This window comes from Nocardiopsis kunsanensis DSM 44524, from assembly GCF_000340965.1.
Lineage (GTDB): Bacteria > Actinomycetota > Actinomycetes > Streptosporangiales > Streptosporangiaceae > Nocardiopsis > Nocardiopsis kunsanensis.
Genome location: NZ_ANAY01000046.1, coordinates 1 through 23,212, shown reverse-complemented (window position 1 = coordinate 23,212; position 23,212 = coordinate 1). Strand labels below are relative to the sequence as shown.

22 protein-coding genes are annotated in these 23,212 nt (G+C 69.5%); 13 read left to right on the top strand and 9 right to left on the bottom strand.

The features are described 5' to 3' along the window. Window position 1: 1 nt before the first annotated feature. Window positions 2–1,582 carry an LCP family protein gene (locus tag D456_RS0121735; protein WP_017578286.1) on the bottom strand — a complete coding sequence of 527 codons (1,581 nt, stop codon included), beginning with the start codon at window positions 1,580–1,582 and terminating at the stop codon, window positions 2–4. 455 nt (window positions 1,583–2,037) lie between these two features. Here D456_RS0121735 and D456_RS0121730 point away from each other — a divergent pair, with 455 nt between their 5' ends. Continuing rightward, on the top strand, window positions 2,038–2,946 hold the full coding sequence (locus tag D456_RS0121730) for an Lrp/AsnC family transcriptional regulator (RefSeq protein ID WP_026116110.1): 909 nt from the start codon (window positions 2,038–2,040) through the stop codon (window positions 2,944–2,946). Between the two features lie 202 nt (window positions 2,947–3,148). Continuing rightward, complete coding sequence (locus tag D456_RS0121725; RefSeq protein WP_017578284.1) at window positions 3,149–3,898, top strand: RraA family protein; 750 nt, start codon at window positions 3,149–3,151, stop codon at window positions 3,896–3,898. A 46-nt stretch (window positions 3,899–3,944) separates the two neighbouring features. Here D456_RS0121725 and D456_RS0121720 read toward each other — a convergent pair whose 3' ends face one another. Next, entirely contained in the window at window positions 3,945–4,655 is a 711-nt protein-coding gene (locus tag D456_RS0121720; RefSeq protein WP_017578283.1) for a FadR/GntR family transcriptional regulator, read from the bottom strand. Window positions 4,656–4,822: 167 nt separating this feature from the next. Between D456_RS0121720 and D456_RS0121715 the strand changes: the two genes are divergently transcribed. After that, window positions 4,823–6,088: a CynX/NimT family MFS transporter gene (locus D456_RS0121715; RefSeq protein WP_017578282.1), complete on the top strand. Its 1,266-nt coding sequence runs from the start codon at window positions 4,823–4,825 to the stop codon at window positions 6,086–6,088. On the opposite strand, the gene D456_RS24785 is transcribed toward D456_RS0121715, so the two are convergent. Both D456_RS24785 and D456_RS24780 read right to left on the bottom strand, forming a co-directional pair. After that, a complete protein-coding gene (locus tag D456_RS24785; protein ID WP_017578281.1) occupies window positions 6,043–6,426 on the bottom strand; it encodes an AtuA-related protein in 384 nt (127 codons plus the stop codon). The genes D456_RS0121715 and D456_RS24785 overlap by 46 nt on opposite strands. Beyond that, a complete protein-coding gene (locus D456_RS24780; RefSeq protein ID WP_239643899.1) occupies window positions 6,426–7,259 on the bottom strand; it encodes an acyclic terpene utilization AtuA family protein in 834 nt (277 codons plus the stop codon). The genes D456_RS24785 and D456_RS24780 overlap by 1 nt, the downstream gene beginning before the upstream one ends. Window positions 7,260–7,292: 33 nt before the next feature. Here D456_RS24780 and D456_RS27170 point away from each other — a divergent pair, with 33 nt between their 5' ends. Continuing rightward, window positions 7,293–7,586, top strand: coding sequence for a hypothetical protein (locus D456_RS27170; protein ID WP_017578279.1), 294 nt, complete (start codon window positions 7,293–7,295; stop codon window positions 7,584–7,586). 553 nt (window positions 7,587–8,139) lie between these two features. On the opposite strand, the gene D456_RS27840 is transcribed toward D456_RS27170, so the two are convergent. Continuing rightward, window positions 8,140–8,265 (bottom strand): hypothetical protein, encoded by a 126-nt coding sequence (locus D456_RS27840; RefSeq protein WP_017578278.1) that lies wholly within the window; start codon window positions 8,263–8,265, stop codon window positions 8,140–8,142. 112 nt (window positions 8,266–8,377) lie between these two features. On the opposite strand from D456_RS27840, the gene D456_RS0121690 reads away from it, so the two are divergent. Beyond that, a protein-coding gene (locus D456_RS0121690; RefSeq protein ID WP_086002128.1) for an IS5 family transposase occupies window positions 8,378–9,180 on the top strand; the annotation gives its coding sequence in 2 pieces (ribosomal slippage) (window positions 8,378–8,720 and window positions 8,720–9,180; 804 coding nt in all). Between the two features lies 1 nt (window position 9,181). Beyond that, window positions 9,182–9,577, top strand: a complete 396-nt coding sequence (locus D456_RS25235; protein WP_017578275.1) for a tyrosine-type recombinase/integrase — start codon at window positions 9,182–9,184, stop codon at window positions 9,575–9,577. Between the two features lie 161 nt (window positions 9,578–9,738). On the opposite strand, the gene D456_RS0121680 is transcribed toward D456_RS25235, so the two are convergent. Beyond that, window positions 9,739–10,968: an acyl-CoA dehydrogenase family protein gene (locus D456_RS0121680; RefSeq protein ID WP_017578274.1), complete on the bottom strand. Its 1,230-nt coding sequence runs from the start codon at window positions 10,966–10,968 to the stop codon at window positions 9,739–9,741. 167 nt (window positions 10,969–11,135) lie between these two features. Here D456_RS0121680 and D456_RS0121675 point away from each other — a divergent pair, with 167 nt between their 5' ends. Beyond that, window positions 11,136–11,624, top strand: a complete 489-nt coding sequence (locus D456_RS0121675; protein WP_017578273.1) for an MFS transporter — start codon at window positions 11,136–11,138, stop codon at window positions 11,622–11,624. Window positions 11,625–11,719: 95 nt separating this feature from the next. On the opposite strand, the gene D456_RS24770 is transcribed toward D456_RS0121675, so the two are convergent. The 3 genes from D456_RS24770 to D456_RS0121660 all read right to left on the bottom strand — a co-directional run bounded on the left by D456_RS24770 (window position 11,720) and on the right by D456_RS0121660 (window position 15,537). Beyond that, window positions 11,720–12,649 carry a sugar kinase gene (locus D456_RS24770; RefSeq protein ID WP_017578272.1) on the bottom strand — a complete coding sequence of 310 codons (930 nt, stop codon included), beginning with the start codon at window positions 12,647–12,649 and terminating at the stop codon, window positions 11,720–11,722. A gap of 41 nt (window positions 12,650–12,690) precedes the next feature. After that, window positions 12,691–13,905 (bottom strand): D-mannonate dehydratase ManD, encoded by a 1,215-nt coding sequence (manD, locus tag D456_RS0121665; protein ID WP_017578271.1) that lies wholly within the window; start codon window positions 13,903–13,905, stop codon window positions 12,691–12,693. Between the two features lie 192 nt (window positions 13,906–14,097). Next, window positions 14,098–15,537: a helix-turn-helix domain-containing protein gene (locus D456_RS0121660; protein ID WP_026116108.1), complete on the bottom strand. Its 1,440-nt coding sequence runs from the start codon at window positions 15,535–15,537 to the stop codon at window positions 14,098–14,100. A 219-nt stretch (window positions 15,538–15,756) separates the two neighbouring features. Between D456_RS0121660 and aceA the strand changes: the two genes are divergently transcribed. The 6 genes from aceA to D456_RS0121630 all read left to right on the top strand — a co-directional run bounded on the left by aceA (window position 15,757) and on the right by D456_RS0121630 (window position 22,827). Beyond that, window positions 15,757–17,055 (top strand): isocitrate lyase, encoded by a 1,299-nt coding sequence (gene aceA / locus D456_RS0121655; protein WP_017578269.1) that lies wholly within the window; start codon window positions 15,757–15,759, stop codon window positions 17,053–17,055. 377 nt (window positions 17,056–17,432) lie between these two features. Further along, entirely contained in the window at window positions 17,433–17,684 is a 252-nt protein-coding gene (locus D456_RS0121650) for a hypothetical protein (protein ID WP_017578268.1), read from the top strand. Window positions 17,685–17,798: 114 nt separating this feature from the next. Further along, entirely contained in the window at window positions 17,799–18,602 is an 804-nt protein-coding gene (locus D456_RS0121645; protein ID WP_017578267.1) for a CPBP family intramembrane glutamic endopeptidase, read from the top strand. A gap of 152 nt (window positions 18,603–18,754) precedes the next feature. Beyond that, window positions 18,755–19,513 (top strand): hypothetical protein, encoded by a 759-nt coding sequence (locus D456_RS0121640; RefSeq protein WP_017578266.1) that lies wholly within the window; start codon window positions 18,755–18,757, stop codon window positions 19,511–19,513. Between the two features lie 44 nt (window positions 19,514–19,557). Beyond that, a complete protein-coding gene (locus tag D456_RS0121635) occupies window positions 19,558–20,220 on the top strand; it encodes a TetR/AcrR family transcriptional regulator (protein ID WP_017578265.1) in 663 nt (220 codons plus the stop codon). Window positions 20,221–20,400: 180 nt separating this feature from the next. Continuing rightward, entirely contained in the window at window positions 20,401–22,827 is a 2,427-nt protein-coding gene (locus D456_RS0121630; protein ID WP_017578264.1) for a hypothetical protein, read from the top strand. Window positions 22,828–23,212: the final 385 nt, after the last annotated feature.

Below are 23,212 nucleotides of genomic sequence, written 5' to 3'. Positions count from 1 at the left end.
CTCAGGGGCAGATCGCATCCAGGTCGGTGGCCTCGGCACCCACCTGGCGGCCCGGGTCGGCGGGGGAGGGCTCGGCCAGACCGGTGTAGTCCTGCCACTCGGTGCTCTCCTCCTCACCGGAGTCCTCTTCACCGGAGTCCTCCTGGTCCTCCGGGGCCCCGGTCTCCTCCTCGGAACCCTCGGTCTCCTCCTGCGAGTCCTCACCGGAAGGGTCGCCCTCGGGCTCGTTCGGGACGTTGTCGCCGTTCTCGCTGCCGGCGGCAATGGCCTCCACGACCAGCTCCTGCACCTTGTCCCAGTCCGGGTCGGCGGTGCTCACCTGGGGCGGGGACAGCTGCAGCGTACTCATCGACCCGGACTCGGTGACCTGCTCCGCCAGGTCGACGAAGGCCGGGACCTTCGATTGCGGAATGTCCGTGGTCAGCGTGCGCTTGGTGGCTCCGGCCAGATCCCGGTAGCTCGTCAGCAGCGTCGTGGGGTCGATCTGCTCGGCCACGTACTTGATCAGGCACCCCTGGCGCCCCATACGGCCGTAGTCGTCGGAGCCGATACGCGAACGTCCGTACCAGAGGGCCTTGTAGCCGTCCAGGAGCTGGTCGCCCTCCTCCAGCACATCGCCCTGCATGCCGTAGGGGATCGGCTCGTCGATGTGGACCTCGATCCCGCCCACGGCGTCGATCAGGTCGCGGAAGCCCATCATGTCGACCATGGCGTAGTACTCCACGTCCAGGTTCAGGTTGTAGCCGATGACTTCCTTGAGGGTGTGGGCCGCAGGGTCGCGCACCCCGTCGTTGGTGGCCAACTCCCCGGGTTCGTCGGCCACCGTCTGGTAGACGTCGTTGAGCAGCTGGTCGAAGCCCTGGGGCTCGGGATAACGCTCGGCCAGCGCGGATCCCTCGGGGAACTGCGCGTTCTCCAGGTTGCGCGGCAGGCCCACGAGCACGGTGTCGCCGGTCTCGGCGTCGATGCTGGCCACCATCATGGTGTCGGTGCGCACCCCGTAGCGGTTCTCGCCGGAGTCGGCCCCCAGCAGCAGTACGTTCATGCGCTCGGCGCCGTCCCACGGGTCGGACTCGTCGTGCGGGAGGCCGTCCTCCTCCCCGCCGAACACGTCTCCGACGGTCTGGTACGTCGTGTAACCCGCGTGCAGCGCATAGGCCGAGGGCACCGCGATGCTCAGCACGAGCAGCGCCACCACCGCGCCCGATCCCAGCCTCAGACCCCGTGAACCGCCCGGGGGCCGGGTGATGACCCAGGAGTGCACGACCACCGCGATCCACACCACGGCAGCCACGAAGACCACGACCATGGCCTGCAACAGCCACTGGCTCGAGGCGGCCAACCCCGCCATCGACGCGAGTGCGTTCGACTCGCCCGCACCCAGTGCGTAGACGCCCCACCCCAACAGAGCCAGCCCGCCCAGGTAGGCGAGCAGGATGAGGGCGCCCCCGGTGCGCCGCCCCATACGCAGGTGGGTGATCCCCGGGAGCGGCACAGACGCGGCGGTCCACAGCAGGGCCCGCGGTGTGCTGCTCGGGCGCGCGGGCGCCGCTGCCTCCTGCTGTTCGTCGTCCGCTGCCACCGACGTATCCTCTCCAGCCGGAGGGCGGACTTCTTCCCCGCCCCTCGTGTTACCTGTGTACCCGCCCTGGACATCGATCGCCGGGAGGGTCGTCGTTCCCCCGCGTGCCCCTCCGGACATCACCGGACCCGGGCGGAATCAACGGACACCCGGCCTGCCGTGCGGAAGGGGGCGCCCACCGAACACACTTTGCCTCACAGTCTGGCGGTTGCGCGTAGCGCCGCGCACGGTCGTGGGTGACATGAGGACTGTTCTATACAAGTCTGTTATGTAGCTTCGTGGCCCCTGATGGGGGATTGCACGGCACTTTCGGACGGCCGAAGAGTCCGAATCAGGCCATTTCTTTTGCGATCAGTAGTGAACGCGCGCGACAGCTGCGATGATCTGGCCGCAGGAGGGGGCGCCGTCCGTTCGGCAAGTGGACGGCGTCATGGGTAACGAAAGGCAGCACCATCGTGCTCGATGCGGTTGACGCGGCGCTCATGCGTGCGTTGCAGGGGGATGGAAGAGCGACATTCCAGTCATTGGCCGACGGGGTGGGGCTCTCGCGCACGGCTGTGCGCGCCCGGGTCCGGCAGCTCGTCCGGTCGGGGGCCGTCAGAATCGTGGGAGTCCTGCACACAGGGGTCCTGGGGATGGAGGCCCTGGGGCACGTCTCGTTCACGGTCAACGGCCCGGTCGGACCGCTCATGGGCAAACTCGGCGAACGCGAGGCGGTGACCTTCGCAGCCCTGACGGCGGGCCGGGTCCAGGCCGTGGCCCAGGTGCGTGTGGCCGACGACCGTGCCCTCACCGCCGAGTTGGCCGAACTGCGTTCCCTGCCCGGCGTGGAACGCCTGGAGGTCTTCCGGGCCGGCTCGGTCTTCAAGGACTCGCACAGCAGTGTGCGCCGGCTGCAGGACATCGAGATGGACGCCCTGGACTGGAGTCTGGTGCGGCGTCTGCTGGTCAACGGGCGCGCCTCCTACGCCGACCTGGCGCGCCAGGTCGGCCTCTCGCAGGCGGCGGCGCGCTCACGTGTGGTGCGCCTGATCGACTCCGGGGTCGTGCACGTGACCGCGCTGGTGGAGCCTTCCGCCCTGGGCACCAACGAACAGTTGGGTCTGGGGGTGCACTGCCGGGGTGACGCCGAGGCCTTGGGGGTACGGTTGAGCGCCATCGACGGGATCTCCTTCCTCGCGAGCGGTTTCGGGCGTTACGACCTCGTCGCCACTCTCACCGCGCCCGATCGCTGCCGGTTGGTGGAGGTGCTGGAGTCGGTGCGTGCCGCCTCCGGTGTGGGCCACGTGGAGACCTGGGACCACCTCTCGGTACAGAAGGAACGCCGTGGGGGTGAGCATCTGATGGACCGGCCGACCGGGTGAGCAGCACCGGGGCAACGGGCTCGGGCCCGGGTTTCGGTCCGACCTGTAACCAGCGGTAACATTTTTCCGTGTTTCCGCTCCGCATGGCTTGCGTCACGCTTAAGTTACCCGTGAGTATGGAAGGTGGGCCGGTACTGGCCGGTCACACCAGGCGCGGGTGTAATGGGAGGCAGACGTGACGCTTGCGGAGACGTTGAGTGCTGTGGGCACCGTGGCGCTGGCGCGGTGTGGTGGGCGGCCCCTCGGGGCCCACCTCTTCTCCGTCTGGCCCGGGGCCGCCTTCGCCGCCTCGGCCTTCCCCGTGCGGTGCGCCCCCGGCGACAACCTCGCCCTGCACGTGGCGGTCGAACAGGCCCCGCCCGGCTCCGCGCTCGTCGTGGACGTGGCGGGGGAGGCCGAGTACGGCTACGTCGACGAGATCCTCGCGGTGGCTGCGCACACGCGCGGCATCGAGGGCATCGTCCTGGACGGCTGCGTGCGCGACATCGCCGCCATCGCCCGCTGCGCGATGCCCGTCTTCAGCTCGGGCGTCTCGGTGCGTGAGGCAGGGCACCACGCCGGAGGCTCGGTCGGACAGATGATCACCATGAGCGCCGCCGGCCCTCTCCCGCTCCAGGTCCGCCGAGGCGACTGGATCGCGGCCGACGACGACGGGGTGGTCCTCCTGCCACGCGGCCAGGTCAGCTCCATCATCGGCAAGACCGTGGCCAGCCTGTCCCACGAACAAGAACTCATCGACGCCGTGCACGCAGGACAGTCCACCCTCGACCTGCTGGGGCTGGACCCCTCCCAGGTCAGCGGATGGGAAGGCGACGGCGAACACCACTCGCGCCGGGGTGCGGGCGCGCGCGCTCCGCGCCGTGACGGCACCGCGCGCGGGGAGGGCCACACACCGCTGCGTTCGTGCAGTCCCCCGCACACCTCGGTGGGTGAACGGCGCTACGGGGAGTGACCGGAAGCCCAGGGCCCGGGGCCAGGGACCACCCCGGGCCCTGGCCTCACTCCTGGGTCAGGCTCAGCAGCTCGTCGATGTAACAGTTGGCCTCCCGCGCAGCCTCAGCGGGATCGGCGGCGCGGATCGCCTCCACGAGCTTGCTGTGGTCCATGCCCTCGTAGTCCGAGGAGGGCCCGTCCCGACGATCGCTCTCCTCTTCGGCCTGTTCGTAGACGGTGTGGACGATGCTGGCGTAGACGACCTGGGCGATGTCGTCGTACAGGTCGATCAGCAACCGGTTGTGGGTGGCCAACACCACCGCCTTGTGGAGGGTGAAGTCCGCCTCCACGAAGGTGCCCATGTCCTGGTCGCGCCAGGCCTCCTCACGCATGCCCAGGGCACGGTCGATGTCGGCCATGTCGGCCTCGCTGTGCCGCCGTGCGGCCAGGCGCGCGGCCTCGACCTCCAAGGCCCGGCGCACCTCCAGGTTCTCCCGGAGGCGGGAGCGCTCCAGGCGGCGGCGCAGGGCCCCGCCGAGTTCGCTGGAGGCGCGCACGAAGGTGCCCGCTCCCTGGCGGATCTCGAGCAGGCCCGCGTGGGCGAGGGCCCGCACGGCTTCGCGTACGGTGTTGCGGCCCACCTCCAGTTGTTCGGACAGCTCCGACTCGGTGGGGATCCGGTCGCCCACGCCCCACTCACCCGAGTCGATCTGTGCTCGTAGCTGACTGATGACCTGGTCGACAAGACCGGTCCGGCGTGTAGAGGCGAGGGGCACGCGTATACCTCCTAGGGGCGGGTCGCCGGATGACGGGACCAGCGCACGAATGCGGACGGTTAGGCGGGAGCATAGACCAGTTGCGGCGAGGAAATGGCTACGAGCGGCAATGCGTTATGCTCATGATGTACATCGGGTCATCCTACGAATAATGCGAGTCGACTTCTATGAACGCCGGAGTGGGGCACCGCGAGCCTGTGACCACTGAACCCCCGGCGGCACGATCGAGCCCGGCACCGACACGATGGGTCCTGCTCATCCTCGGCGTCGGCATCGCGCTGGCCGCCCTCAACCTGCGTACTGCCATCACCAGCGTCGGCCCTGTCCTCGACGAGGTCACGGGCGGCCTCGGCATGTCCGGGGCCGGAGCCGGGCTGCTCACCACCCTGCCCGTGCTGTGCTTTGCGCTCTTCGGCGGCTTCACCCCCGTGCTCTCCCGCCGCCTGGGAGACCACCACCTGCTGGTCTACGCACTCGCGGCCCTGACCCTCGGTCTGAGCACCCGGGCGTTGGCGACCGAACCCTGGCTCTTCCTGGCACTGAGCACCGTCGCACTGTCCGGTGGCGCGGTCGGCAACGTCATCCTCCCGGCTCTGGTCAAGAGGCACTTCCCGCACCGGGTCGGGCTCATGACCACCGTCTACACCACTGCCTTGGCCGCGGGCACCGCCATCGCCGCCGCGGCCACCGTGCCGGTCGAGCAGAGCACGGGGGAGTGGCGCCTGGCCCTGGGCATGTACGCGGTCTTCGGCGTGGTCGCGGCCCTGCCCTGGCTGGCGGTCCTGCGCCACAGCTCCAGGGGCAGCAGCGACGGGACCCGGCTCGGCATCCCCCAGGTGCTGCGCACCGGTATCGGATGGCAGGCGGTGGTGTACTTCGGCACCCAGTCCTCCATCGCCTACATCATGTTCGGCTGGTACGCGCAGATGCTGCGCGACCAGGGGATGGACGCCTCCACCTCCGGTGTGGCACTGGCCTATCTGACCGCGCTCGGCATTCCGATGTCGCTGGCCCTGCCCGTCCTGCTCACCCGTACCCGCGACCAACGCTTCTTCGTGGTGTTCTTCGCCGCCGCCTACCTGGCCGGAGTGGCTGGCCTGTGGCTCTCCCCGCTGCAGGGCGTATGGGTGTGGACCACCCTCATCGGTATCGGTATGGGCAGTTTCGTCTTCGCCCTGACCATGTTCGCGCTGCGTACCCGCACCAGCGCCGGTACCGCCGCGCTCTCCGCGGTCGGTCAGAGCCTGGGCTACCTCATCGGTGGCGCCGGGCCGTTCCTGTTCGGGTACTTGCACGACCTCAGCGACTCCTGGAGCGCGCCCCTGCTGCTCGTGGCCGTCCTGGTCGTGGTCAACCTCTCCGTCGGGCTTCTGCTCGGCCGCAACCGCTACCTGGAGGACTCCGTGGAGGCACTGGACCGCGCCTCGGCCTGAGGCCCGGCCTGTGCCCCCGCTTCCGGTGGCAGAGGGATCACCGCCCCCAGGAGCAGCGAGGCCAACGTCTTGCCGTGGGTGTCCAAGTGCAACGACGTGGTCACCGTGTCCTGCGAGGACCGCGCGAACACCAGAATGAGCGCGTGCACCGTGTCCAGGCGGTGCACCGTCAAAGGGCCCCGCATACGGTCCGCCAGCACCCTGCGGACCCGCTCCGGGGGCAGCGCCTCGCACAACACCGGGTACCAACGGGGCTCGTGCGCGATGACCGAGAGCGTGTTGAGGTTGCCCTTGTCACCGGCCCTGGCATGGGCGATCTCGTGCAACAGGACGTTCATCATGTCTCCTTCCCGACGTAGGTGATGCCGGGCTCGACGAGGTCGCGGCCGATGGTGGTGGAGAGGATGCCGATCACCTCCGTGCTACGGGTCCGCGCGCCGCCACCGCCAGCAGGACCGCACGTGTACAGCGCCGTGCCCTCTTCCTCCACCGCCTCGGCCCCGGCCCGGTCGGGGCTCGTCCCCGCCACCCGGAGCCGGCACTCGCCCCCCTCGCCCGTGGTGTCGCCGAGCAGGTCCACCCGGGTGCGCACACGCTCACCCAGGCGCTCACGGACCACCTCGCCGGCCAGTCGGGCACGCGCGGCGGCTCCGGGTCCCGCGTAGGAGATCTCCCCCTCGCCCCGGAACCCGGCCCGGCACCCCACGCTGGCTTTCAGACGGTCGGGACGCGCTCCGCCCCGGGCCCAGGCCACCCGCACACGGTCCGGGCCTGCCTGGGACAGTTGCACCCCCCTCATGTCCAGGCTCACGTCCGGTGTCAGGTACGCCGACGGGTCCGTGACCTCGTAGGTCAGCTGCTCGGTCACGGTCATCGTGTCCACGCGCCCGCCCGTCCCGGGCAGTTTGGTGATCACCGCCGAACCGTCGCCATCGACCTCTGCGACCGGAAAGCCCGGGTGCGCCAGGTCCGGCACGCCCTTGACCCCCGGGTCGGCGAAGTACCCCCCGCTCACCTGGCCGGCGCACTCCAGCAGGTGTCCGACCAGGGTGCCCGCGGCGACCAGGTCCTCGTCGGCCGGATCCCAACCCAGGCGTTCCAGGAGCGGGGCCAGGAACAGGGAGGGGTCGGCCGCGCGGCCCGCGATCACGATGTCCGCGCCGCCCCGCAGCGCCGGGACCAGGGCCTCGGCGCCCAGGTAGGCGTGGGCCGACAGGTCGCCCGCCTGGACACGGTGCGGGAACCCCTCGCCCGCGCGGCCCGCGCCCTGCGTGCCGAGTTCGGTGCGGACTACCTGCTGATGGCGGACGAGTTGACGGACCTGTGGGAAACCCCGGGTGTGGTGACGGTGCTCCCGTCCGGAACGGCCCTGTACCAGATCGCCTATGCCGCGCACCTGGTGATGGGCAACATCGAGGAGATGCAGGAGGCCGCCCGGAACCCGGACGTGGCCCGGGTGCTGGCCGTCCACTTGCGCCGCCCCGTACAGGCCGGGTAGTCGAACTATCGGGGCGGTTGCCAGCCCCGTTCAGCAACCTCGCCCCGTGATTCGGGCGGGTTGTCAGTGCGCCGCGCTTTGCAGGTGCACTCGGCCTGTCCTCACTCCGGCCGGTGTTGTCGGCCGGAGCCTGGCAGGCTGGGCGCACTGTGACCCACTCCATGTTCGCTCCATGGCCAGGAGCTTTCCACTCGCCAGTAACTATCGTCACACCGGGTTGGGTTGAGCCGTTACTCAATCGAATTCCAGAGCTGAAACCATGGAATTTATAAATGTCTTGACCATAGTTTTATTGGCAATGTGAAAAAGTATTTCAATCGTCCTTCTGTTGGTTCTCATTCTTCAGCTCGGAATGCAGTCGCCAGCAATGGCCGGACTCCACTCCGGGCGCTCCAACGAGGAGCTGCTGGCGAGCTGTCACGACACAGGACTCACAGCCAGGGCTCAGTGCGCGTCCGGAAGCGCGAGAGCGGTCGTTGACACCGTCCTCGTCTACGGATTCGTTCTGCACGTCTACAACGAGACAGAGAACGAACAGTTCGACGTCATCGAGTCAGTGCAGCGCTTCGCGGACATGGGGCCGGTCGAACTCGTCGAACACCTCAAAGACGAAACGAACCTGGAAGAGTTCCAGCAGACCGTGCGCCAGGTCCGCGAACTCATCGAAGTCACCGCCCAAGTCGGCAAAGCGACCTACGAACTCATGCAGATGGCGGGGCCGCTCCTGGAGTTCGTGGAGGACGCGAACGACTTAGAGGTCATCTCATTTGGGTTTTCTGTAGCCTGGCCTCATGTCGATGGTCGAGCGACTGGTGCCGGACGGGTTGTGGGAGCTGTTCCAAAAGGTGGTGCCCCAGGCACCCACCAGACCCCAGGGCGGGGGCCGGCGCAGATACGGCGACCGAGAGGTGCTGGCCGCGATCATCTTCGTGGCCAGCACCGGCTGCACCTGGGCCCAGCTCCCACCGGTCTTCGGCCCCTCCGGGCCCACCGCGCACCGCCGTTTCACCGAATGGAGCCGGGCCCGCGTCTGGGCCAAGCTGCACCGGCTGGTGCTGGACGAACTCGGCGCCCGCGGCGAGCTGGACTGGTCGCGGTGCGCGATCGACTCGGTCAACATGCGCGCCCTCAAAGGGGGGACCTGACAGGCCCGAATCCTGTCGACCGGGGCAAGAAAGGCGCAAAGATCCACCTGATCACCGATCGGGCAGGGTTGCCCCTTTCCATGGCCATCTCCGGCGCGAACCTGCACGACAGCCAGGCCCTGCAACCCTTGGTACGAGGGATAGCGCCGGTACGTTCCCGCCGGGGCCGCCGGCGGCGCAAACCGGCCAAGCTCCACGGCGACAAGGGATACGACTACGACCACCTGCGCCGATGGCTCCGCAGGCGCGGTATCGCCCACCGCCTGGCCCGCAAGGGGGTGGATTCTTCCCAGCGGCTGGGCCGGCATCGGTGGCAGGTCGAGCGCACCATGGCCTGGCTGGCCGGATACCGTCGCTTGCACCGCCGCTACGAACGCACAGGCGCGCACTTCCTGGCTTTCGTCGGTATCGCTCGCACCCTGATCTGCTACCGCAGACTCACCAAATGAGATGACCTCTAAGTGGCGCAAGGTCGGCGAGTTCCGGGACGTCCCGGTGCCGGAGTTCGCGCAGCAGCGCTACCGGGAGCACATTGCTCTGTTCCCGCCGGATGAGGTTGGGTACGTCATTCCGGGGAGGAAACACAGGAGAGTGGTGCGGAACTCCTATCTCGCGCATTTCCGTGCTGCGGTTGAGGTAGCGGACCTGCCGGACTTCATGACGTCGCACTACCTCCGGCACCGGTGGGCGTCGGTGATGTTGGCGGGGGAGGTCGACATCACGCACGTCAGCCGGTGGTTGGGGCACCGGCAGATCCAGACGACGTATGCGATCTACGGTCACATGGTGCCGGCGGTGGCGACGGAGGCGCGGGGCGTGATGGATGCTGCGTTCCGGGGCCGGTAGGCGGGGGTGTTTCCGGGGTAACAGGTCCGGTAACACTCATCCGGATGTGAGCGGGTGAGGCCGGTAAATGTCGGTAGCTGCGAGTGTTTGGCCTCACCCGAACACTGGGTGTGGAGAGTTCGAACTTGTTTTCGGTTATGCCCTTTTGAGCTGTGAGGGCGTCACCGGATGGGCAGTCCGGTGATCTGGCGGCCGATGATGAGCTTCTGGATCTCGCTGGCGCCCTCGAAGATCGTGAAGATCGTCGCGTCGCGGTGCCAGCGCTCGACCGGGTACTCGCGCGTGTAACCGTTGCCGCCGAGGATGCGCACGGCGTTCTGGGTCACGAACGTGGCGGTCTCGCTCGCGTAGAGCTTGCTCATGGACCCTTCGGCGTTGGTGAAGTCCTTGTCGTTGCGGGCCATCCACGAGGCGCGCCACACGAGCAGGCGGGCGGCATCGATACGGGTGGCCATGTCGGCGAGTGTGAAGGCCACGCCCTGGTTGTCGCCGATGGGCTTGCCGAACTGTTCGCGCTGGGTGGCGTAGTCGCGCGCGTACTCGTAGGCGGCACGGGCGCAGCCGAGGGCCATGGCACCCACGGTCGGACGGGAGGCCTCGAAGGTCTTCATCGCGGCTTGGCCGCTGGAGCGCTTGCCCTCGCGGACGCGGGCGAGGCGCTCGTCGAGCTTCTCCTTGCCGCCCAGCAGGCAGGACCCGGGCAGGCGCACGTCGTCGAGGACGACCTCGGCGGTGTGCGAGGCACGGATGCCGTGCTTGGCGAACTTCTGGCCCTGGCTCAGGCCCGGGGTGTTGGGCGGCACCAGGAAGGTGGCCTGGCCGCGGGAGCCGAGCTCGGGGTCGACGGAGGCGACGACGACGTGGATGTCGGCGATGCCGCCGTTGGTGGCCCAGGTCTTGACGCCGTTGAGGACCCACTCGTCCTTGGCCTCGTCGTAGACCGCGCGGGTCCTGATGGCGGAGACGTCACTGCCGGCGTTGGGCTCGGAGGAACAGAAGGCGGCGAGTTTGATGTCGCCGGCGCTGCCGAACATCTGCGGCGTCCACTCGAGCATCTGTTCCTGGGTGCCGTTGGCGGCGACCGAGACAGCGGCCAGGCCGGTGCCGGTGAGGGCCAGGGCGATGCCGGGGTCGCCCCAGTACAGCTCCTCGAAGGCGACCGGGATACCCAGACCGCTGGGTTCCAACCACTGGTTGGCGAAGAAGTCCAGGGAGTACAGGCCGATCTTGGCGGCTTCCTGGATCACCGGCCAGGGGGTCTCCTCCCGCTCGTCCCACTCGGCGGCGGCAGGGCGGATGACATCGGCGGCGAACCCGTGCGCCCAGTCCCGGACGTCACGAACGTCCTCGTTCAGTTCCAGGTTGAAGCCGGATTCGGGGGCCTCACTCATGTGCTCTACATCCTTTGTCGGGCCCTCGGGGGAGGGGGTGGCCAAATGCGTGTTACCAACGGTAACAGCGCGCCCGGTCAGGCACAATCGTCCCCCGGCCTCGGCTACCTGTTCACCTTCTCCCTCCTTCGGCCCTGTTCGCCTCCATCGCCGCCTCACCCTTCGCCATGCAGGGGATGCTGGGGCTCTCCTCCGGGGTCTACTCGCTCCTGTTCGGCCCCAACGCACTGGTCATCGTCGTCACGAGTGCGGTGGCCGCGGCGCTGGCGGGCAAGGTCCCCTACCGGCGCATGATCGGCACGAACCTGACCGCGGGCCTTCTGGCGGCTGCCGGGCTGTTTCTGCTCGGTCTCCACGGACTCCCCATGGTTGCCACGCTCGTGCTGTTCGCCCTTTTCCAGGGGTCCATGGGCCTGGTCTTCTCGAGCGCGGCCGCGCTGGCGCAGGCCGGCGCGAACACCGGAACCGGTTCGGCCTTCCTCGGGTTCCTGCAGTTCGTGCTCGCCGCGCTGATCCCCCCTGGTGGGCATCGGGGCGAGGGCACCGCCGTACCGATGGGCGTGGCGATGCTGACACTGATGCTCCTGGCCGTGGCCGCCTTCACCCAGCTCAGGAGCCGGCCCTCGAGCCAGGACGGCGCCGAACGACCGGCCTGACCCGCCCTGCCCGCCCCCGCTCCGCCTGACCCTGCCCGGTCCGGCCGGGGATCGGTGCCTCCGCGCCCGTTCCCCGGCCTCGTGCTCCGGGACCGCTACGCGTGAGCGCCCCGAGGGGGCGGGGACGAGTCCTCGATCACCGCACCCGGGTGGGCGATGACCTTCGCCGCCAGTGCGTGGCCGTTGCGGGCCGCCTCCACCACGGACGCGCCGCCGAACCGCCCCGCGAGGTAGCCGGCGTTGAAGGAGTCGCCCGCGGCCGTGGAGTCGACGACCTTCTCGACCGAGCCGGCCGGCACGTGCACGGGTTCGCCGTCGACACCGACGACACATCCGCGGGAACCGTCCTTGATCACGACCTCCTCCACACCTTCCCCGCGCAGACGCCGGACCGTCTCCTCGGGGGAGGCGTCACCGAACAGCGCCTGCTCGTCCTCGAAGGTCGACAGTGCCGTGGTGGAGAGTTCGTAGACGGCCGATACCGCGGCACGGGCCTCCTCCGGGCCCGGCCACCCGACCGGGCGGTAGTTGCTGTCGAAGGCGATCTGCGTACCCGTCCCGCGGGCCTCCTCCAGCAGGGTCCACAGGTGCTGCCTGGCTCGTGCCGTCAACAACTGCAGGGTCACCCCGGACAGGTAGAGCACGTCGTGGCCCGACAGGTCCCCGGTAGGGGTGTACTCGTCGTCGAAGAGCCGGCGTGCGGGGGACTGCGACCGGTAGTAGGCGAAGGAACGCTCGCCCTCCTCGTCGGTACGGACCAGGTACAGGCCCGGGTGCGCGCCCGCGACACGCCCCACCAGGCCGGTGCCGATGCCCTCCTGGCGCATCCCCGCCGCCATCAGGTCGCTGTAGTGGTCGTCGCCCGCCAGCGTCAGGTAGTCCACGCCCACCTGGTCCGGTGCCGTGCTGCGGGCCAGGTACAGGGCGGTGTTGTAGGTGTCGCCACCGAAGCCCAACCGCAGCTCGTGGTCGCTCTTGTGGGTGAGCTCGATCATGCACTCACCGATGGACAGGAAACGTGTCACCGTTCCGCCTCCGTCATGGGTCCGTCCTCCGCCAGGGGCCCTCACCAGTCGTGCATCGAGCCGTCCGCGAGGCGGTTGACCGGCAGGTACTTGCGCTCGTACGGGTAGCGGGCCGCGGCCTCCTCGTCGATCTCCACGCCGAGACCGGGGGCCTGGCCCGGATGCAGGTAACCGTCCTCGAAGGTGTAGGAGGTCCTGAAGACCTCGCTCGCCGGCTCCTGGTGCCCCATGTACTCCTGGATGCCGAAGTTGGGCACGGTCAGGTCCAGGTGCAGCGCCGCCGCGAACGAGACCGGCGACAGGTCCCCGGCACCGTGGGCCCCGGTCCTGACCCCGTACAGGTCGGCCAGATCGAAGATCCTGCGCAGGTGCGAGATGCCGCCCGCGTGCGAGGGGGAAGCGCGGATGTAGTCGATGAGCCGTTCACTGATCAGGTACTGGCAGTCCCAGATGGAGTTGAAGATCTCCCCCACGGCCACGGGGGTCGTGGTGTGCTGCCGGAGGAGGCGGAAGGCCTCCTGGTCCTCGGCCGGTGTCGGGTCCTCCATCCAGAACATCCGGTAGGGCTCCAGGGACTTGCCCAGCTGTGCGGCCTCCAGGGGCGAGAGCCGGTGGTGCACGTCGTGCAGCAGGTGGAAGCCGTAGCCGAACCGCTCCCGGACCGCGGCCATCATCTCAGGGGCGAAATCCAGGTAGTCCGGGGTGTGCCACCGGTGCTCCGCCGGCAGGGAGGCGTCCGCCGGTTCGTAGACGGGGCCCGTGCCCGGGCGGGGCAACCCGTAGGTGTCGTCGAGCCCCGGGACCGACGCCTGGACCCGGACGGCCCGGTAACCGCTGTCCAGGAAGCCGGCCACGTCCTCCAGCAGCTCCCCGATGCTCTGTCCGCTGGCGTGGCCGTAGGCCAACACCCCCTCGCGCGCCGCCCCGCCGAGCAACTGGTGGACGGGCTGCCCGGTCACTTTGCCGAGGATGTCCCACAGTGCACAGTCCACTGCGGCGATGGAGGCCATGGTCACCGGACCGCGCCGCCAGTAGGCGCCCCGGTACAGGTACTGCCAGGTGTCGTTGATCCTGCCCGAGTCCCGGCCCACCAGCAGCGGGCAGACGTGGTCGCGCAGGTAGGAGGCCACCGCGAGCTCGCGCCCGTTCAGGGTCGCATCGCCCAGGCCGGTGACGCCGTCCTCGGTGGTGATCTTCAGGGTGACGTAGTTGCGTCCCGGGGACGTCACGACGACGTCCGCGGAAGTGATCCTCATGCTCGGTTCCCCGTTCGGCCCGGATGGTGTCGGTGGACTCCTCGTACGGTGTTCCTACCGTCGCTCTTGCCGGACTACCCACGACCCTGGGGGCTCCGGTCGGCTCCGGGCCGTAGGACACACGAAGGGCCGGGACGCTGAGTGTGCGTCCCGGCCCCTCGCCGCGCCGTACCCGTTGTGCCGGGGGCGTGCTCATTCCCGGTTGTGGCGCTCCAGGAACATGTACACGTCGTGTTCGTCCACACCGGGGAAGTTCCCCGAGGGCAGCGCCGAGAGCACGTGCGAGTGCGCGCGCGCCGAGGGCCACACGTTGCCCTCCCAGCGCGCAGCCAGGTCCGCGGGCGGGTGCACGCAGCATTCGCCGCCGGGGCAGTTGGACTTGGTGCGGTTGGTGGTCTCACGGCCCCGGAACCACCGGGACTCCTTGTAGGGCACCCCCAGTGTGATGGCGAAGTTGTGCTCGTTGCTGGGGTCGACGTGGGCCACGCACCAGTGCGTCGCGTTGGGCTTGTCCGTGTACTGGTAGTAGATCGAGTACCGGTCGGGGGAGGCGAAGACCTGGCGCCCGGCCCACTGGCGGCACATGCGCTGGCCCTCGATGGCGCCGGACTCGTCGTTGGGAAAGACCAGTCCGTCGTTCTCGTAGGCCTTGTAGATGATGCCGGTCTCGTCGTTGCGGATGAAGTGGCAGACCAGGTCCAGGTGACGGTAGGCCAGGTTGGTGAACCGGTGCGCGGCCATCTCGTAGGAGACCGAGTAGACGTCGCGCAGGTCCTCCACCGACAGGTCCCGTGCCGCCTTGGCCTCCTGCAGGTACTTCACGGCCGTGGACTCGGGGATGAGCACGGCAGCGGCGAAGTAGTTGGCCTCCACACGCTGGCGCAGGAAGTCGCCGAAGTCGGTGGGGCGGCTGTGGCCCAGGATCACATGGCCCAGCGTCTGCAGCAGGATCGTGCGCGGACTGTGCATGCCCAGGCTCGTCTCGCGCTTGAGGTAGATGCGCCGGTTGACGTGGTCGGTCAGCGAGCGCACCGAGCGCGGCAGGTCCTGCACGTACTTGAGGCTGAAGCCGTGGTGGGTGGCGATCGCCAGGATCTGGCCCTGGGAGAGGGGGCCCGCGGTGTAGTTGACCGCGTCCAGGGTCTCGGCCGCGGCCTGCTCGATGTGCTCGAAGTAGTTGCCGCGCTCGCGCATCTGCCGGCGCAGTTCGGCGTTGGCGCGGCGCGCTTCCTCGGGGGAGGCGGTCGGCTTGGCGCTGCGCCGCTTGAGCTCGTCGTACAGGCCCACGATGTGTTCGAGCACGTCGTTGGGCACCCGCTTGCCCACCTTCAGGTGCGGCAGGTTCAGCCCTTGGTAGAGGGAGTCGCGCTGGGCCTCCTCCACCGAGATCTCCAGCTGTGCGCGCCGGCTCGGGGGCTGCTTGGACAGCAGCTCCTCGACCGAGACACCCAGCGCCGTGGCCAGTGAGGTCAGCAGTGACAGCTTCGGCTCGCGCTTGCCGTTCTCCAACAGGGACAGCTGGGAGGGGGCCCGTCCCACGCGTTCGCCCAGATCGGAAAGGGTCAGTCCGCGTGCGCGGCGCAGGTGACGGAGCCGCTGCCCGAAGGTCACGAGATCTAGGTCACCCGTCAAAGACGGTATTTCTTCGTTCCCAAAGTACGCCATGCGTTCATGATACGGAAAGAATGAAGGATCTTCATCCGATTTTGGGTGGAAAACTCTTGGATCTTCCCGAAGAATCATAGTTACCGGCGGGGAACTTACGGGCCGGGGCTCACCCCTCAGCCCCGGAACAGGACTCCCTCGACCGGTACGAACACCTTGGGGACTACACGTAAGGCGGGAACGAACATGAGCACCAGCGCTCGTCGCCAGGAAGCCAGCGCCGCGCTCCAGCGGGAGTGGGAGACCAACTCCCGCTGGGCCGGCATCGAGCGGAACTACTCCGCCGACGACGTGATCAAGCTGCGCGGTTCGATCACCGAAGAGCACACCCTGGCCCGTCGGGGTGCCGAGCGCCTCTGGGAGCTCCTCGGCAGCGAGGACTACATCCACAGTCTCGGCGCGCTCACCGGTAACCAGGCGGTCCAGCAGGTCCGTGCGGGCCTGAAGGCCATCTACCTCTCCGGCTGGCAGGTCGCCGCGGACGCCAACCTGTCCGGCCACACCTACCCTGACCAGAGCCTGTACCCGGCCAACTCGGTCCCGTCCGTGGTTCGCCGCATCAACAACGCTCTCCTGCGCGCCGACCAGATCACCTGGTCCGAGGGCGACGACAGCGCACCGGACTGGCTCGCCCCGATCGTCGCCGACGCCGAGGCCGGCTTCGGCGGCACCCTCAACGCCTACGAGCTGATGAAGGGCATGATCGCCGCCGGCGCCGCCGGTGTGCACTGGGAGGACCAGCTCGCTTCCGAGAAGAAGTGCGGCCACCTGGGCGGCAAGGTCCTGATCCCGACCAGCCAGCACGTCAAGACGCTCAACGCCGCCCGCCTCGCCGCAGACGTGGCCGGTGTCCCGTCCCTGGTCATCGCGCGGACCGACGCTCAGGCCGCGACGCTGATCACCAGCGACATCGACGAGCGCGACCGTCCCTACATCACCGGCGAGCGCACCGACGAGGGCTTCTACCGCTTCCGCAACGGTGTCGATGCCTGCGTCGCCCGCGGTCTGGCCTACGCGCCCCACTCCGACCTGCTGTGGATGGAGACCGGGACACCGGACCTGGAGGTCGCCCGCGACTTCGCCGAGCGCATCAAGGCCGAGTACCCCGACCAGATGCTCGCCTACAACTGCTCGCCGTCCTTCAACTGGAAGCGTCACCTGGACGACGCGACCATCGCCAAGTTCCAGCGCGAGCTGGCCGCCATGGGCTACAAGTTCCAGTTCATCACCCTGGCGGGCTTCCACTCCCTGAACCACTCGATGTTCGACCTGGCCAAGGGTTACGCCGAGAACGGCATGACCTCCTACGTCGAGCTCCAGGAGAAGGAGTTCGCGGCCGAGGCCCGCGGCTACACCGCCACCCGCCACCAGCGCGAGGTCGGTACCGGCTACTTCGACGAGATCAGCACCACCATCTCGCCCGAGGCCAGCACCACCGCCCTCACCGGTTCCACCGAGGAAGACCAGTTCTCAGCGGCTCACTGACTCTGGCTCTTCCGTTCCCTCGGCGGTCACTCCCTCCCCGCTTTCGTGGCTGGGGCGGGGCGGGGTGACCGCCACCCCCTAGCCGTCGACCATGCGCGTCCGTGTCACACGCGCATGGTCGACGGCTTTCTGCATGCGGGTCGGTCCCTGCGTGCGGAGCCGGGGCCGTCGCCCCGCGCAGGTGCCGGGACCGGGGCCGGTCCGGCCGGAACTGCGCGTGCCCGTCCCTGGCCACCGAAGGGTTGCGCCCATATGCTGACGTCGGGTTGCGGACCGGTAACACCTGTTCGCATCACTGGTCCGGGCCGAGTGCCGGGAGAGGGCCCACGGGCCCGGGCCGATCCACGGCACACATGCCCCTATGCGTTGGAGTCACCGTGAAGCTCGAGGACATCAGCAAGGCGACCTTGAACATCCTCCGCCGCACCCTGGCAGGCAGCGCCATCGCGGTCGTGGCCGTCCTCGGCGTGGCGGCCTGCGAGGACACCGACACCGATGACTCGGGCGTCGAGGCCCCTGAGGAAGGGGACGAGGGCGAGAACGGCGACGGGGACGGCGACGACGGCGGGGACGGGGAGAACGAGGAGGACGGCGACGACGACGGCGAGGGCGACGACGGGGACGAGTAGCGCCACCCGCAGCGCACCGGACCGTCACGGCGACCGCGCGGCCGGGGCCCGTACCCCTGCCGGCGGCCGCCGCCTCCGTGACACGGACCCGTACCCGGCACGTAGATTCGACGCGTGACCGACAAGACCCACACCGCACCGGGCCACCGCACACCCGTCTCGTCCGAACTCACCCCGCGCCTGATCCGCTGGGAGATCCTCTGCGTCCTGGCACTGTCCCTGGGAGCGGCGGCCGTTTCGGCGACCATCGCCTTCCTGGGGGTGGCCACCGCACCCGAATCGCTCTCGGAACAGAGCACCAGCCTCATCAACAACCGGGCCGATGACCGCCCCTGGCTCGACCTGTCCCTGCAACTGCACGCGGTCGTCTTCTCCCTGGCGCCCGTCGCGCTCGTGGTGTACCTGCTGCACCGCAGCTCCGAGGGCGCCGGCACCATCGGTTTCGACCTGCGCCGCCCCGGGTTCGACCTGGGCAGCGGCGCCGGACTGGCTGCCCTCATCGGCCTGGGCGGGCTCGCCGTCTACGTACTCTCCTGGCGCCTGGGACTCACCCTCACCATCACCCCCAGCACACTGGAGGGCAACTGGTGGGACGTGCCCGTACTCGTGCTGCAGGCCGCCAAGAACGGGATCCTCGAAGAGGTCATCGTCGTGGGTTACCTGCTGCACCGGCTCGCCCAACTCGGCTGGGCCCCGTGGAAGGCCGTCCTGGCCTGCTCCGTGCTGCGCGCGTTCTACCACGCCTACCAAGGGGTGGGGATGTTCTTCGGCAACCTCGTCATGGGCGTGGTCTTCGGCTGGTTCTACCTGCGCTACGGGCGGGTCATGCCGTTGATCGTTGCGCACACCGTCATCGACGTCGTCGCCTTCGTCGGCTCGGTGTACCTGCTCGGCCGTGTTGACTGGCTCCCGTTCTGAGAAGGCCCGGCCGATGCCGTTGCCCGCATGTAGGTGCCCGCATGCAGGACGCCGCGCCTCACACCGCCCGAACCGAAGGCTTCGTGCCTGCGCACGGTGCTGAAGGAGCCCCGGCCGAGACGGAGGGAAGGAGCCGTGCCTATCCTGTGGCGATGAGCCACCTCACACCGGTCGACGGCGACCCCCTCGTCACTATCGGTACTGCCCACAACGGGCCCGACGGATCGGGCAACGGCGGTTACAGCGCCGGCCTGCTCGCCGAACGCCTGACCACCCCCGGCGGCCCGGCGGTGGAGGTCACCCTGCGCACCCCGCCACCCCTGGAAACCCCGCTCACCCTGGCTACCGACGGCACCACCCTCACCATGAGCGGACGCCAACTGGTGGCCGAGGCCCGTACCGTCGACCTCACCGACGAAGCCGTCCCCGGCGAGCCCGTCGACCCCGCCACCGCCCAGAACGCGGAACAGCATTACCCCGGCCACAGCGGGCACCCCTTTCCCCGGTGCTACAGCTGCGGACCCGAGCGGGGCCCGGGCGACGGACTACGCCTCTTCCCCGGCACGGTCAGCCCCGGACACGGGTCCGACAACATCGGCAACACCGTCGCCTGCACCTGGACCCCCGGGCCCGAACTCGACGACGGCACCGGCCGTGTCGACCTGCGCCGGACCTGGGCCGCTCTCGACTGCCCCGGAGGATGGTCCAGCGACATCCAGGGACGCCCCATCGTCCTCGGACGCATGACCGCCCAGATCACCGCGTCCCCGCGCATCGCACACACCCACGTGGTCACCGGCCACCTGCACGCCGTCGAGGGACGCAAGGTCCTCACCGGGAGCGCCCTGCACGACGCCGACGGGCGTCTTCTGGCCCGAGCCCGCGCCACCTGGATCGCCCTGCAGCGTTGACCGGACCCTGCCCCGACCCCGTACACCAGCTAACGTGAATCCCCGTGGCCCTCGAAAAAACACAGCACAGCGCCCCGACCGAGAACGGTGTCCACCCGCGCCAGGCACCCCGCAGCCGGGGTCGCAGCGCGCGCGGACGCGACCCCGAGCGGCGCCGGACGATCCTGGACGCCGCCGACCGCGTCATCCAACGCGACGGCCCCGACGCCTCCATGCTCGCCATCGCCGCCGAGGCCGGGATCAGCAAACCGATCCTGTACCGGCACTTCGGTGACAAGGGCGGGCTCTACCGTGCCCTGGCCGAGCGCCATGTCGATCCCCTCATCGAACGGATCCGGGCCGAGCTGCACCAGCACGCCGAGTTCGAGGTGCGCGCCCGTGCCACGGTCGGGGCCTACCTGTCGATGATCTCCCAGAACCTGAACCTGTACCGGTTCCTCATGGACCGTGCCACGTCCGAGGACCGGCGCACCCGCGCCGACCTGGGGCTCATGGTGCGACGGCTCGGGGACGAACTGGCCGAACAGCTCGTGACCGAACGCGACATCACCTCCCGCCCGCGCTCGCAGATCGTCTCGCACGCCGTCGTGGGCATGGTCCAGGCGGCGGGGGAGTGGTGGTTGGAACACCCGGAGGTGAGCGAGGGGGAGATCATCGACGACCTCACTGAGGCGGTCGTGGGCGCCATCCGCCGGAGCGAGGGCTGAACCGGGGTCCGGACATTCGGTGCCGGACGGCCCTGCGTGCGGGCAAGTGCACCACACAGATACCTTCAGTCTCATAGGTGTACATATGTGCGATCGTGCGGTTTTCGCGGCCTCCGAGCGGATACCTTCCCTACCGGGGCGGCCGCGCCGCCCGTCCACGGAACACCGAGGAGGGGGCACGTGTCGGAGAGCACCTACCACCAGATCCACTTCGCCTGGGCAGAACCCACCCTGCTCGGGCACGTGGGACCAGGACCCGCCGCCTCCTCCCTTGCAGAGAGCGACCAGCCCGCCCTCCGGTCCTGGCGCGACCGCCTCCTGCCCGCCCTCACCGTGGACTACCGCTCCGCCCTGCCCGGGACCGACCCTGCGGACCTGCCCGAAACACTGTGGTCGCACACCTACGCCGACGGCCAGGCCGCACTCGTCTACCGCTGGCCCGGAGACGTCCGCGACGCCCACGCCTGGGCCGTGGTCGGCCCCGCACACGGCCTCACCCTGCCCCACGTCCTCAGCCTGCACGAGAACCCCAACACCCGTCCCGCCGCACGCAGGCCCCCAGCACCCGGCTGGGCGAGTATGCCCACTCTGGCAACCCCCGCCCCTTGGGAACGCACCGCCGCACCCGGCGCCGTCCGGACCCGGGACCGCCGGGCCGCCGAAACCACCGTCCAGGGGGAAGCGGTGCTCGTGGGCGCCGTCGCCTCCGCCCTGGGCAACCCCGAGCGGCCGATCCGTATCGCCCTGGCCCCCGAGGCCGCCGATCTGTGGCAGGCCACCCAGATCCGGCTGCTGTGGGGCGTGCACCGGATCCTGCACGACGTACTCACCCCGCCCCGCGCCATCCCCGCAGCCGGATGGCAATGGTCCTTCTCCACCTACGACCCCGATCTGAGCCCCGAAGGCCGGCACCTGGCCTTCGGCCCACCCGGCCAGGAGACCGACGGTCCCTACGCGGACGCGCCACCCCCGGACCACCGCCGTGCCGCCGAGCGCCTGGTCGAAGTGTTGCGGGACGAGGGCGGGGACACCCTCGCCGAGTACCTGCGTGAGCGCGGTGTGCCCGAGGCACCCACGTTCGGCGACCGGCGTGCGTTGCTGCTGGAGTGGCTCGACCCGCGTCCGGCCACCGCGGTGCCGGGGCCGGTGGCCGGTGCGGAGGCGACCGGCGGTCCGGCCGCAGAAGAGGGAACGGACGGAGACGAGACCGACATCCCGCCCGCAGAACCGCTTCCCACCGACGACGAGGTGGAGAGTGCGGCCCCCTCGCGGACCGGCCCCCGGCCCGAGGAGCGCGCGCCGGCGGACTCCCCCGACCCCGTGGACGGCCCGGAGCCCGCGGACGACCACGGACGCGGAGAGGAACACGTTCACGCCGACGAGCACCACCGCACGCGCCCGTACCTACTCTCACGGTCGGTGGCCGGTGCGCATCCCTCACTCCGCCTGAACCATCCCCCCGAGGACGACGACGGCGAACCGCTGCCCGAGGCCGAGGACCTCGACGCGCCCTCCTCCGCGAACGGGACGGCCGAGCAGGAGGCCTCCGCAGGTGGAACTCCGACCGGCAAGGCTCCCGCGGACCGCTCGTCCGTGTCCGAGGCTCCGGGGCCCGAGTCACCCGGAGGCGAAGCAGCCGTACGAGAGACGGCCGCGCCTGAGACGCCCGTACACGGGACGCCCCGGCGACCACCAGGGCCCTCCCGCGTCCTCTTCGGGGAACGCAGACCAGGCTCGACCGCCCGAGCGGAACACCCCGTCTTCGGCGCCCCCGAACCATACGACCCTCCCCCGCCCCCCACCGACCAGGCCCCGCCCCTCAACCTCTCCCGAACCCCCCGCCCCGAGCCTTCCGAGCCCCCGGAGGAACTCCAGGAGACCCAGGCCTCCCAGCAGGGCCCCGAGAGCAACACCTACGACCCCGACGACCTCGACGACCTCGACGAGCCCGGACCCCTTGAACCGGAACGCGCCCCCGCGCGCACCGGAGCACGCAGACACGCGGAGGAAGCGTTCGGCGGACCCGCACGCACCACCGAGGAAGGGACCCACGACGAGGACACCGACCCCGAGGCCGAGGGAGAGAGCAGGGGACCGGACCTGGCACCGCACGGGCGCTCCCCGGAACAGGCGCCGCCGCTGATGGTGGCCCACGACGCCTCCCCCGTCTCCGACTACGCGACAGCAACCGAACCCGAGACCGATCCCGCCTTCGACGACAGCGGTGCCAACTGGCCCACACAGTACGCTGACCTGCCGCTGGCCCGACTGGAGCGCTGGCATTCCAAACGCGGCCCGGAGGGCGCTCACATCGACGTCGTCGACGCCCGGGCCGCGGTCCGGGCCGAGCGTTCCGAACTGCAGAGGGTCAGAGGGGAACGCGACCACTACCATTCCGAGGTGCAGGAACTGCGGCGTGAGATCGCCCGTCTCGACCAACCCTTCCTCGACAGCCACGGCGACGGGGACAGCGGAGCCGGGGCCCGACGCTGGGCGGTCCGGTTGCTGGTGCTGGTTCTGTTGTTGGCCTTCCTCGCCACCGGTCTGGAGGCCGGGGCACGGTTCGGGGTCAGCGCTCTGGACATGCTCGCGTCCCTGCTGCCCTGAGCAAGTACAACTCCTGCACCGGGACCGTTGACGGGGTCGGGGCGGTCTCTGGGGTTTCTTGTGGTGCCGGGGGCTACTGGAGGATGCGGCGTTGTGGTGGGTCGGGGTGTGGGGTTTCTTGTGGTGCCGGGGGTGGTGGTTCGTCGGGGTCGGGAATTCTAGCCCGGCCGGGTCTTCGCGCAACCCTCGTCGGCGCCACCCCCGCACACGTTTCTTTGCGGGGATGGTGGCGGGTGTGTAGTGGGTTGTTCGCGGCGCCTCGGGGTGTGCGCTGCGACCCTTTGCGCCGGGCTTTCCCGACCCACCTCGACGAACCCCTACCCCCAGGCGCCCCGGCAGCAGAAGAAATGGTGGGCGCATACTCACTCCCTGGGGCGCGGCATTG

Coding starts and splice junctions, on each gene's coding strand:
- D456_RS0121715 (WP_017578282.1), top strand. CDS start 4,823: ATGAACGCCGGAGTGGGGCACCGCGAGCCTGTGACCACTGAACCCCCG.
- D456_RS24785 (WP_017578281.1), bottom strand. CDS start 6,426: ATGAACGTCCTGTTGCACGAGATCGCCCATGCCAGGGCCGGTGACAAG.
- D456_RS25235 (WP_017578275.1), top strand. CDS start 9,182: ATGACCTCTAAGTGGCGCAAGGTCGGCGAGTTCCGGGACGTCCCGGTG.
- D456_RS0121680 (WP_017578274.1), bottom strand. CDS start 10,968: ATGAGTGAGGCCCCCGAATCCGGCTTCAACCTGGAACTGAACGAGGAC.
- D456_RS0121675 (WP_017578273.1), top strand. CDS start 11,136: ATGCAGGGGATGCTGGGGCTCTCCTCCGGGGTCTACTCGCTCCTGTTC.
- manD (WP_017578271.1), bottom strand. CDS start 13,905: ATGAGGATCACTTCCGCGGACGTCGTCGTGACGTCCCCGGGACGCAAC.
- aceA (WP_017578269.1), top strand. CDS start 15,757: ATGAGCACCAGCGCTCGTCGCCAGGAAGCCAGCGCCGCGCTCCAGCGG.
- D456_RS0121640 (WP_017578266.1), top strand. CDS start 18,755: ATGAGCCACCTCACACCGGTCGACGGCGACCCCCTCGTCACTATCGGT.